The following is a 10,954-nucleotide window of genomic DNA, read 5'->3' on the forward strand; positions in this document are numbered from 1 at the left end:
ATCTGCGCGAAGGGTTCTCGGAGAATGTCAATTCTCGTGGTCTTTCGGCCCGAACAGTGGAAGCACCTCCCTGAATGCTCTGGTCTGGGGCAGGATATGAAGTGTGGTCAAGAAAACGCCCGATGAGGCAAGCTCCAAGGTCCTATCCAAGAAGGACTACGAAAAGGAACTCCTGCGGTTGCAGGAGGAACTGGTCGCCTTGCAGGAGTGGGTGCGCACGACCGGGACGCGGCTGGTTGTTATTTTCGAAGGACGCGACACAGCTGGTAAGGGCGGAACGATCCAACGCATCAGCGGTGCGCTCAACCCGCGCTCCTGCCGGGTTGTGGCACTCCCGGCGCCGACGGAGCGTGAGCGGTCGCAGTGGTACTTTCAGCGCTACATTGCCCATCTGCCGGCGGCCGGGGAAATGGTGCTGTTCGACCGGTCTTGGTACAACCGGGCCGGGGTGGAGCGGGTGATGGGCTTCTGCACTGACGAACAGTATGCCCAATTCTCCGACACGGTGCCCATGCTCGAGGAGGCACTGATTTCCGATGGGATCGTCCTGGTGAAGTACTGGTTGAGTCTTTCCGACTCCGAGCAGCGCCGTCGATTCCAGAGCCGCATCGATAACCCGGCTAAGCGTTGGAAGCTGAGCCCCATGGACCTTGAAGCGCAGGCCCGCTGGGTTGACTACGCCGAGGCCAAGGACAAGATGTTTGAGTTCAGTGACACCGCGCGCAGCCCGTGGTGGGTGGTGGACGCCGACAACAAGAAGGAGGCCCGGCTCAACCTGATGGCCCATCTGCTGTCGCTGTTGCCTTACGAGCAGCCGGAGTTGCCGGACATCGAGTTGCCCGAGCGCCAGAACCGGAGCTACGAGCGACCGCCGATGGACGGCCAACGGTTCGTGCCCCAGCGCTACGAGATCGGAAAGTCGGAAAAAGCTCCGAAGGGCAAGAAAAAGGATTCCGCCCAGCATAACTCCCGCTGAATGGATCAATCGTTGACTGCTGTGACGAGGGCCTCGTTGTCGGATTCCGAATCCGACTGCGCTAGCCGTCGACCTACTGCTCGTATGCGGATTGATGTAGCGCACCGCGTGTCAGGACCGCTGGTTCTCGATCCACGGCGCGCCCGCCATAACGACGGCGGCCGCGGCGAGTGCAGCACGTACCGTGTTCGCTGCGGTCCAGTGCCGCTGGTAGACCGGCCAAAAGCTGGCACCGTCGCGTTCGAGCCTGCGGTTGAGGGGAACGTTCACCACCATGGTCACCACCGTGCTGGCGAGGGAGGCGCCAGCAAGGGCCAAGTCCCCGGCGGCTCCGCGTGACGCTGCTGTGACAGCCAATCCAAGAGCCGTACCAGCAGCGGCGCCAAAAATCAGGATGAACGGTCCACGTTCGGCCACACGGTTGATCGCAATCATCGTGGTCGACGCAACCTCGTCATCGACGCGCTTCAGGGCGGGCATCACCATCACAGAAAATGCCGTGTAAACGCCGCCAACGAGACCGGCCCCCGCCACTGCGGCGACCTGGATCACGACCAGACTCCGGACAACGCTGCCGCCCGCGCGTAGGCGCTGAATGATGATGCTGGCCTGCCCAACAGTTGCTCGACACCGGCGCCAAGGGAAGCATTGCGGCCATCGAGGATCTCTGTGAAGAGGTGTGCGAGGGGTTCGGCCTCATCCGCTGGTATGCCGTCCGCGGCGAGGTCGGAGACGAAAGTTGGGACGTCGACGGCTTCGAAGGTGACCTGCCGTCCACAGGCGGCGGAGAGGACGGCGGCGGCCTGCGTGAAGGTCAGCAGTTCCGGACCCGACAGTTCATAGTTGGCATCCGTCGGGTCTGTGCGGGTCAGCGCGCGGACCGCCGCATCGGCGACATCGTCAAGATCGACGAACGCCTCGGGCACGTCAGGTGCCGGCAGTTGCAGCCGGCCGCGACGGACGGGCCCGGTGAGGAAGTTCTCGGAGAAGTTCTGCTGGAACCATGAACAGCGCAGAACCGTCGTCGGCACGCCGCCTTCTCGCAGGGCCGCCTCGCTCGCCTGGGCTCCTTCCTCGCCTCGGCCCGACAGCAGAACAAGCCGTTCAACGCCTTCAGCGGCGGCAAGCCGACCAAGGACCGCCATCTTTTCGGGCACCCCAGGGAAGGCAAGATCAGGGCTGAAACACACATAGGCGGCGGACACCCCGTGCAGGGCGTTGGGCCAGGGACCGCGCAGGTCCCAGTCGAAGCCCGTACGGCGGGAGGCCAGCTGCACCGGCAGCCCCAGAGCAGTAAGCCGGTCAAAGATGCGGGATCCGGTGCGTCCGGCTCCACCGAGAATTGAAATAGTCATGAATCCAGTAGACGCCCGCGCCGCTGGATGAAAAATGGGCAGGGCTCGCCACACCCTTCGTCATCGTCTAGGGTCTTCCCCATGGACCCGTTGACGCACTTTCTCGACGGCCCCCGTGCAGTGCGGGCCTTCGCACTGTCGATGCATATGAGCGCCCCCTGGGGGATCAACGTCCGCGACAACGCCGCCCTCACTGTGCTCGCTGTGACCGGCGGTCAGGCCCGCATTGATGGGGTGCTGCTCGAGGAGGGCGACGTTGCCCTCATCCGCGGTCCCGAACCGTACGCGGTGACCGATGCCGCCGCCAGCACGCCCTCGATCGAGATCGGCCCCGGGCAGGAGTGCACCACTGCGGACGGACATGATCTCCGCGAGGAGTTCCGCCGCGGCATCCGGCGATGGGGGAACGCCGACCATGGCGAAACCTCACTTCTCGTGGGAACGTACGAACGTCCCGACGAAGCCGGCGGGCTCGTCGCCCGCGCGCTGCCCCGGCTCGCCGTCGTCCGGCGCGAGCGCGCCGATGTAACCCTCGTCGGTCTGCTTGCACGTGAAATCTCACACGACGACCCCGCTGCCCAGATCGTCGTCGATCGCCTCCTCGACGTCCTGGTCGTCAGCACCATACGCCGCTGGTTCGAAAACCCTGACCGTCCGACTGAACCTACCTGGCTTGCATCGAACGACCCGGTCGTCCTAGGGGCACTGGAACATCTGCATGCAGCACCGCACGCCCCCTGGACCGTGGAAAGCCTCGCTCGTCGCGTGAACATCTCGCGGGCCTCCCTCGCCGCCCGCTTCCGGGCAAGCGTCGGAGAACCTCCGATGAGCTACCTCACGCGCTGGCGCCTGACACTCGCCGGCGACCTCCTGCAGACTCCAAACGCCAGCGTCGCGCAGGTCGCCCGCAGCGTCGGCTACCACAATGCCTATTCCTTCAGCACAGCCTTCAAGAGACACGTGGGAGTCACGCCTTCCGAGTTTCGCCACCGCCGCCCGGTCCTGTCGGGTGGAAGGGCGGACCGGCCAGACTAATCCACAAGAGGCGTCCGGCTGACGGATCGACGTACGGTCAGGTCTTGTGCAGTTCCTCGGCGAGCATCACGACGATGCCGCTGGGGCCGCGGACATAGGTGAGCCTGTAGACGTCCTCGTATGTTGCCACGCCGCGCAGCGGATGGCAGCCGTGCATCGCGGCGATCTCGAGGGCCTCGTCGAGGTCGTCGACCGAGAAGGCGACGCGGTGCATGCCGATCTCGTTGGGCCGGGTGGGATCCGTCTCGACCGCCGCGGGGTGGAGGTACTCGAAGAGCTCGAGGCGGCCGTTGCCGTCCGGCGTCTGGAGCATGGCGATTTTGGCGTGGTTGCCGTCGAGGCCGACGGCGGTGTCGGCCCATTCTCCACTGACCGTGTCGCGGCCGAGGACGGTGAGCCCGAGGTCGGTGAAGAAGGCGATGGTCGCTTCGAGGTCGCGGACGGCGATGCCGACGTTCTCGAGTTTGATGGGCATGCGCCACACGCTACCAAGTTGCAGTGCCCTCTTCTTGCAGTATTGCCCTGCCGAGATGGGTTTGATCATCGTCATGTGGGGGAGTAGAGCGATGTGATGTGGTTGTGCCGCCGAGACGGATTGTCCTCTTTGTCTCTCACGCCCCCGCGGAGGCCCGCGCTGCCCAGACGGTCACCGAAGCGAAAATCCCTGAGCGGACGTTTTGGCAGCCGGAGGTAGCCGGTACTGGCAGCGGTGAGCAAGGCGTTCTTCGACAAGAAGGATACCGTCGATGAGCCGGCGCACACCGTGGAGGGGAGAAACGGCTCCCACTCCCGATCCTCTATTGGGCGGAATTTTGGGCGGAGGCGCCTGAATCGGAGGCAAGAGAGTCCAAATGACGGGCGAGTACGTTGATCGCCCAGCCGGTGTCTTCGTTCTGGCCATGTCGGATGAGGTGGAGTGCGAGCCCATCGATAACGGCGTGGGTCCGTGCGGTCTCGGATTCAGGATCTAGTGCGCCATATCCGGGATCAGTAGCGAGCAGCGCGAGTATTTGACGGCATCCTTCCTGGAGGTCGCGGTGGGCGCGGTCGTAAGCTGGCCGGAGCACGGGATCGGTCAATGCAAGGACCCCAACGGAGAAAAACACCTCCATTTCCACCCGCCGCTCGGTGTCGAGCGGTAGGAGCTGGGACAAGTAATCCTCCGCTGTCCGTCGGATCGATGTCTGTGGCTGAATCGCGGCGATCCGGTCAGTGACCTTTTGACGAACGAGGTCCAGCACATAGGCGCGCAGGGCCTCCTGCGTCGGGAAGAGGTACCGCAGCGAACCGGCAGCGATGCCGGCCTCCGCGGCGACGTTGCGAACCGAAAGTTTGGCGATCCCGTCGCGGACAACCACCCGCCAGGCCGCCTCGCCCACGGCCCGCTCCCGGACGGTTCTGTCGATCAGTTTCGGCACTCGAATATATTGACACACTTGTGTGATAACTTCGTAATACAGTTGTACCATCAAGGGGGAAGCCGTGATTCTGGCTCTAATCATCGCGTGCGAGATCGGCTTCTGGGTCGCCATCCTTGCAGGGCTGGCCGCCCGGTATATCCTCCGAGCCAAACGCCTCGGCGTGGCCCTGCTCCTGAGTGCCCCACTGATTGATCTGGTTCTCCTGGCCGCGGTCACCGTGCACCTGGCCACCGGGGCCACGGCTTCCTGGCACCACGGGCTGGCGGCGATCTATATTGGGTTCTCCGTGACGTACGGCCATCGGATGATTGCTTGGGCGGACACGCGTTTCGCCCATCGATTCGCAGGCGGACCCGCCCCGCTGAAAGTGACCGGGCGGCAGTACACACAGCGGTGCTGGGGCGATTTCATGCGGACCCTCGGCGCCGTGCTCATCGCAGCAGGCATTCTCGTGCTGATCACCGCGTGGGTCAACGACCCGGCCCGCACCGAAGCACTCACCGGATGGAACCGCATACTTGGGATCATTGTCACGGTCGAGTTCATCTGGGCACTCAGCTACACCATTTGGCCCCGCAAAGCAGCTCTATCGTTCGGCCACAACACTTCCGCCGCCTCCTGACCCAAGTGAAATCATCGAATCAACGGAGGTGGCTCCCATCTCACCTGTTTTGGGCCCGTCGGATTGGAGCGAAGGTCTGAACGGGATCTTTCATCAAGAAGTCATTGATGAGCAGATTACAAAGTTCCGGCTTCTCGACAAGCAGACCGTGTGATGTCCCGGGGACGACGGCCAGCTCGGCGTTCGGAAGCGCCCGGTACATCTCCAACGCGTGCTCAATGGACACCTCGTCGTCATCGCCGACCATGATCAGCGTCCGTATCGCCACCTTGGCCAGGTCCTGGACGGTGTAGGCGGGGCCGGTGGCATGCATGTGATTAAGCTTGCTCAGCACGAGATCGAAATGATCAACACCATCCGGTGAGAGTTCTCCATATCCCTGGCGGATGAAGTCGGGAACCTCTCCTCCGAGAACGCCGTTCATCCAGCCGTCGCGGTGAAATACGCCCGCAACACACACAAGACGACGGACAAGGTCAGGACGCCGCATCGCCACTGCAAGGGCGACGACCGCCCCGTCGCTGCACCCGATGAGGGACACCGGTTCAGCAAGGTGTTCCTCGAGGAACGCGATGGTGTCTTCCGCCATCAACTCATAGGACATTGGCCCCTCCACGTCCGGCGAGTGTCCATGGCCACGACGCTCAGGCGTGTAAACGTGGAAGTAGGGGCTCACCCCCTTGACGGTTGCCTGCAAGGCACGTGCATCAACACCGCCTGGATGTAGAAGCACGGCCGGAGGGCCCTGCCCATACTCAGCGAACCAGGTTTGTTCGACTGGCAGCGACTCTTCGGATCCCGATTCCTGCATCAGTGTCTCCTCCTCCTGATTGGTAGCTACATCCTGCCTCGTCAGGTCTGCAGCGCGCATGAGCAGGGTCTTTCGCGACAGTGAAGAGAATGTCTTGCCCCAACGGACGGTCCCGGCAGAACATTGATCGTCGACCTTTCAGCAGGGCAAATGATCCGCGAGCAGTACGTCCTATTGAAGGACGATCCGGGCGCTTCAGTCGGCAAAATCGAATCCTGGACTTCGGTCCGGACCTTCGTCGTGGACTCCGCATCATGAGCCAAGGACGGGACGAGTTGGGAGCGGCCCAGTGAAAATTCCGCCACCCTACCCTTCGCCTGATAACTGGCGGCATACAGCACCAATAATGTCATCGACCTCGGATCGAGCTGCCAGTATGAGACCTCCGCGAAGCAGTGCGGGGTGGACGGTGACTCGCTAGGGTTCCAACCATGGACACTCAAGCGCGAAGCACGGATCTCAAGCGCCGGGTGGTGATTGCGGCCATCGGTGCAGGTGTTCTTGCAGCGCTGTTCATCGGCGTGACCTCGGTACAGAAGTCGGGCCCTAATTCCGATCGGGACCCGTGGGAAACCGTGCAGAAAACCCCTGACCCGGGGGAGGAGAGGCCTTGGACCGAGGAGCGGATGAGGAAGGCGTCTCCGGAACCGCTGCCTGGGCCTTTCGGGTAGCACCGGGACAAAACCAGTGATTGCTCGTCTCGTCGGCTGGCGGTCAATTGATCATCGTCCTGAGCGGGGCACCGCAGGCTTCGTGTTCGAGCGCGTGCGCGGCTTCGCGGACCGGCCGGTCAACCTCTGGACCGTCCCTGCGGGAGCACCAGTTACCAACCCACAAGTCTCCTCGTAAGGTCATGGTTCGAGGCTGCAGGTCGCTGAGCAGGTGCGGTTCTTTCGTCCGAAGTGGGTTGTATGTGCAGGTGCGCGGGCGGCCCTGCCCTCAGTGAATGAGGGGCTGCACGCGTGTGGCATCCTAGTTTTCAGGAGGGTGCACATGATCGATCCGAGGATCGCGACGTTCGTAATCTTGGCTCTGGCGGTTGCGGGTTTTGTGACCAATCGGGTGCCACTCGTGGCCGTCGCGCTATTCGTGCCCATGGCGCTATGGGCCACGGGCGTGCTCCCACTCGGTGAGGCATTGATGGGCTTCAGTGATCCCCTTGTATTGTTCATCGCGTCACTATTCGTCCTCAGCGAGGCGCTGAATGCCACTGGGATCACCGCGTGGATCGGTCAGTGGTTCGAGAAGCGTTCGTCACTTGGCCGCTCCGGGTTGCTCGCGACCATGACGGGGGTCGCGGCGGTGCTGGCGGCTGTAATCAGCATCAATGGCGCCGTCGCGGCACTTCTTCCGGTCGCCGTGATCGCCGCGGCTCAGGCCGGTATCGTTCCTTCGAGAATGCTAATTCCGCTTGCGTTCGCATCCAGCGCGGGGTCGCTGTTGACTCTCACGGGGACACCCGTGAACATCATCGTTTCCGAGGCCGCAGCCAGCGCCGGCGGTCGGGAGTTCGGATACTTCGAGTTTGCCCTGGTCGGGGTCCCCCTCGTGCTGGCCACGACCCTTCTTGTCGTAACGCTCGGTGAACGCCTGCTTCCGGAGCGCGTTCCCGAGAGGCTCGCCGACACTGCGACCGATCCGCGTGATCGAGTACGTGCGTGGCGGCAGAGCTACACGGCGGATCTCGACGCAGGACGCATGTTCACCGGGGGCACCGGAGTCGTCGAGGTGCTTATTTCTCCTCGCTCTACCTTAATCGGACGGATCGTCTGTCCCGGCATGACAACGCGCGATGAAGGCCTGGTCGTGCTCGCGCTCCGCCGAGGCGACAGCCAATCGGTGCGCCCAAACACCGGTCTGCCCCCCGGGGCACTGGCCCTTCAGGCCGGCGACGCAGTGCTCGTGCGCGGCCCTTGGGAGGCACTCCACCGCTACACGCAGTCGCCCGATGTGATTGCCATCGACTCCTCGCGAAGCCTGCAACGGGGGGTTCCGCTCGGACGAGGATGGAAACGCTGCCTCGCGGTGCTCATCATCACGATCACCCTTCTGGCAACCGGTGTCGTCCCCCCGGTGATCGCTGGGCTGATTGCGGCGTGCACGCTCGTGGTCGCGCGCGTGATCACCGTACCCCAGGGTTTCCGAGCGATCTCGTGGGACACCGTCGTTCTGATCGCAGCGCTCATCCCTCTATCAGGGGCGTTCGTTTCGTCGGGGGCCGCCGACGTGATAGCAGAGTTCGTGTTCCGGATCATCGGCGGCGGCTCCCCGCACCTTGCGCTTCTCGTTGTGTGCTTGCTGACCGTTGCAATCGGGCAGTTAATCTCGAACGTCGCGACGGTGCTCGTGATTGCCCCCGTCGCACTTACGTTGGCGCAGTCACTCGGGGTGAGTGTCCAGCCGTTTATGATGGCCCTGACCGTCGTGGGCGCCGCGTCCTTCCTTACGCCGATTGCGACACCGGTGAACCTCATGGTCCTGCAGCCAGGCGGTTACCGGTTCGGCGACTACTGGCGCCTCGGCCTGCCGCTCACGCTCGTCTTCCTTGCGGCCGCGGTGCTGTACGTGCCGATCATCTGGCCGTTCTGAGGGCCCACCCCAACGCATAAGGCCCATGGATGCTTGCCTCCTGGACGCGATGCGCTGGAAACTATCTTTCAACCCGGGAGTTCCTCCCATGGTTGATCGGCGCGTTCTGGAACCACGGCAGGGAGAAAAGTAATGGTTCAGGCTCAGGTGTGTGCGGCAGCAAGCTTAGAACAGGCACCCCCTCTGACGGGTGACCGGCGCCGGACGGATAACTTCCTGTGCAGGGTGCAGGAGCGGACCTCCAGCACCCCGGGATCCAGGAACGCCCCGCGGCGGTTGGGAGCTCTTGGATGAGGATCACCGACACCAGCGACCTGTGGTGGAAGTCAGCTGTCTTTTACAACCTGAACGTCGAAACGTTCCTGGACTGGAACGACGACGGGGTCGGTGATCTTGAGGGCTTGGGGCAACGTCTGGACTACCTCGAGGAACTCGGGGTGACCTGCCTGTGGCTGGCTCCGTTCTACCCTTCACCGCGCCAAGACAATGGGTATGACATTTCCGACTACTTCGGCGTCAACCCGCGCAACGGCCATCTGGGCGACTTCGTGGAGATGGTCCGCACCGCTCACGACCGGGGCCTCAGGGTAATTATCGACCTCGTTGTGAACCATACCTCAGCCGAGCATCCCTGGTTTCAGGAGGCCCGATCAAACAGAGACAGCCGGTACCGGAACTTCTACAACTGGCGGGACGACAAACCCCAGGACGCCAGGGCCAATATGTTCCCGGACAAGGAGGACGGAGTCTGGTTCTTCGACCAGACCGCAGGCCAGTACTACGAACACTCCTTCTACCGCCACCAACCAGACCTGAACATTGCCAACACGGCCGTACGCGAGGAAATCGCGAAGGTAATCGGTTTCTGGCTGGAACTGGGGATCGACGGCTTCCGGGTGGACGCTGTCCCGTCCCTGATCCAAGCCAGCGGGAAGGAGGAGCACGACTACCTGCGCGCGCTGCGCGGGTACGTCGGCAGGCGCAGCGGCACGGGCATGATGCTCGGTGAGGTGAACCTGCCCTACGAAGAACAAAAGGAGTTTTTCGGCGATGACGGAGGGGAACTAACCATGCAGTTCGACTTTGTCGCGAACCAGCAGTTGTACCTCGCTCTCGCCAGGCACGATGCCACCCCCTTCGCACAGACACTGGCCTCCCGGCCGCCGATAGCGGTGGTGAACCAGTGGGCCAACTTCGTGCGCAACCACGATGAACTGACCCTTGATCAACTCACGGAGGATGAACGCGGCGAGGTCTTCTCTGCTTTCGCTCCCAAGGACTCCATGCGTATCCACGACCGGGGCATCATCCGACGCCTGCCTTCCATGCTCGACCATGATCCGCGGCAGATCCGCATGGTCTACAGCCTCATGTTTTCCCTTCCCGGCGCACCGGTTCTTTACTACGGTGAGGAAATAGGTATGGCAGAACACGGTTCGGTCCCAGACAGACGGGCGGTCCGCACGCCCATGCAGTGGTCGGATGAAGCCAATGGGGGCTTCTCGCACGCCGATCCGTCGAAGCTGCCGCTGACCGTCGTCGAGGGAGGTTCCTCTCCCGTGCATGTCAGTGTCTCCGCCCAGCAGCACGACCCCGATTCCCTGCTCAATTTCACCCGCAAGCTCATCGCCGCGTACAAGAAATCACCCGAGATCGGATGGGGCCGGTTCGAGCTCCTCGAGCAGGAACAACCCTGCGTTATTGCGCACTCGCTCACCGGTTCCACCGGGCAGGTTGTTGCACTGCACAATTTTGCCGCCGACGCCTGCACTGTCTCCTTCACACTCGCCGACAGCGAGAATGTGACACACCTGGTGGACCTGCTCGGTGACGAACCGGTCAGCCTCGGGGACGACGGGAGGATCGAAATCAATCTCGACGGGTTCGGATACCTCTGGCTGAGAATCGTTCGGGCTGGGGAAAAACGGATCCTCTGATTACGGTCAGAGTTCACAACGCCGGTGCGGATCCTTGCGCGGCTTGTCGGGATGGGCTCGTGGTGTTCTTGCGTTGGCCAAAATCAGGATTGGTGCCGGAACTTCACTCAGAGGAAGGGTCGCAGAGGCCTGAGAACCGTTTCGGCGAACCAGGCTGCGGGGTGGCGTTGTTTCCACAGTTGGGAGGACAATTCCAGGCAGTTCGCGC

The 10,954-nt window shown here is 62.8% G+C and carries 10 protein-coding genes; 5 read left to right on the plus strand and 5 right to left on the minus strand.

Annotation, left to right across the window (positions count from 1 at the left end; translation table 11 throughout):
* The first annotated feature begins 103 nt into the window (after positions 1 to 103).
* Positions 104 to 976 (plus strand): polyphosphate kinase 2, encoded by an 873-nt coding sequence (ppk2, locus tag AC4D2R_RS12845; RefSeq protein WP_490940320.1) that lies wholly within the window; start codon positions 104 to 106, stop codon positions 974 to 976.
* Positions 977 to 1,087: 111 nt separating this feature from the next.
* Here ppk2 and AC4D2R_RS12850 read toward each other — a convergent pair whose 3' ends face one another.
* Together AC4D2R_RS12850 and AC4D2R_RS12855 are read right to left on the minus strand one after the other, a co-directional pair.
* Positions 1,088 to 1,528 carry an anthrone oxygenase family protein gene (locus AC4D2R_RS12850; protein ID WP_490940321.1) on the minus strand — a complete coding sequence of 147 codons (441 nt, stop codon included), beginning with the start codon at positions 1,526 to 1,528 and terminating at the stop codon, positions 1,088 to 1,090.
* Positions 1,525 to 2,331, minus strand: a complete 807-nt coding sequence (locus tag AC4D2R_RS12855) for an NmrA family NAD(P)-binding protein (protein WP_490940323.1) — start codon at positions 2,329 to 2,331, stop codon at positions 1,525 to 1,527. The genes AC4D2R_RS12850 and AC4D2R_RS12855 overlap by 4 nt, the downstream gene beginning before the upstream one ends.
* An 81-nt stretch (positions 2,332 to 2,412) precedes the next feature.
* Here AC4D2R_RS12855 and AC4D2R_RS12860 point away from each other — a divergent pair, with 81 nt between their 5' ends.
* Positions 2,413 to 3,366, plus strand: coding sequence for an AraC family transcriptional regulator (locus tag AC4D2R_RS12860; protein WP_490940324.1), 954 nt, complete (start codon positions 2,413 to 2,415; stop codon positions 3,364 to 3,366).
* Positions 3,367 to 3,403: 37 nt separating this feature from the next.
* Here the strand turns inward: AC4D2R_RS12860 and AC4D2R_RS12865 are convergent, their stop codons facing one another.
* The gene (locus AC4D2R_RS12865; RefSeq protein ID WP_490940325.1) at positions 3,404 to 3,841 is read right to left on the minus strand and encodes a VOC family protein; all 438 of its coding nucleotides are present in this window, start codon (positions 3,839 to 3,841) and stop codon (positions 3,404 to 3,406) included.
* Positions 3,842 to 4,163: 322 nt separating this feature from the next.
* Positions 4,164 to 4,784, minus strand: a complete 621-nt coding sequence (locus tag AC4D2R_RS12870; protein WP_490940326.1) for a TetR/AcrR family transcriptional regulator — start codon at positions 4,782 to 4,784, stop codon at positions 4,164 to 4,166.
* A gap of 64 nt (positions 4,785 to 4,848) precedes the next feature.
* Here AC4D2R_RS12870 and AC4D2R_RS12875 point away from each other — a divergent pair, with 64 nt between their 5' ends.
* Positions 4,849 to 5,409: a hypothetical protein gene (locus AC4D2R_RS12875; RefSeq protein WP_490940327.1), complete on the plus strand. Its 561-nt coding sequence runs from the start codon at positions 4,849 to 4,851 to the stop codon at positions 5,407 to 5,409.
* Positions 5,410 to 5,449: 40 nt separating this feature from the next.
* Here AC4D2R_RS12875 and AC4D2R_RS12880 read toward each other — a convergent pair whose 3' ends face one another.
* Positions 5,450 to 6,280: an alpha/beta fold hydrolase gene (locus tag AC4D2R_RS12880; RefSeq protein WP_490940328.1), complete on the minus strand. Its 831-nt coding sequence runs from the start codon at positions 6,278 to 6,280 to the stop codon at positions 5,450 to 5,452.
* Between the two features lie 933 nt (positions 6,281 to 7,213).
* On the opposite strand from AC4D2R_RS12880, the gene AC4D2R_RS12885 reads away from it, so the two are divergent.
* A complete protein-coding gene (locus AC4D2R_RS12885; protein ID WP_490940329.1) occupies positions 7,214 to 8,809 on the plus strand; it encodes an SLC13 family permease in 1,596 nt (531 codons plus the stop codon).
* Positions 8,810 to 9,099: 290 nt separating this feature from the next.
* A complete protein-coding gene (locus AC4D2R_RS12890) occupies positions 9,100 to 10,746 on the plus strand; it encodes an alpha-amylase family protein (protein WP_490940330.1) in 1,647 nt (548 codons plus the stop codon).
* Positions 10,747 to 10,954: the final 208 nt, after the last annotated feature.

This window comes from Arthrobacter sp. TJ-217, from assembly GCF_058269255.1.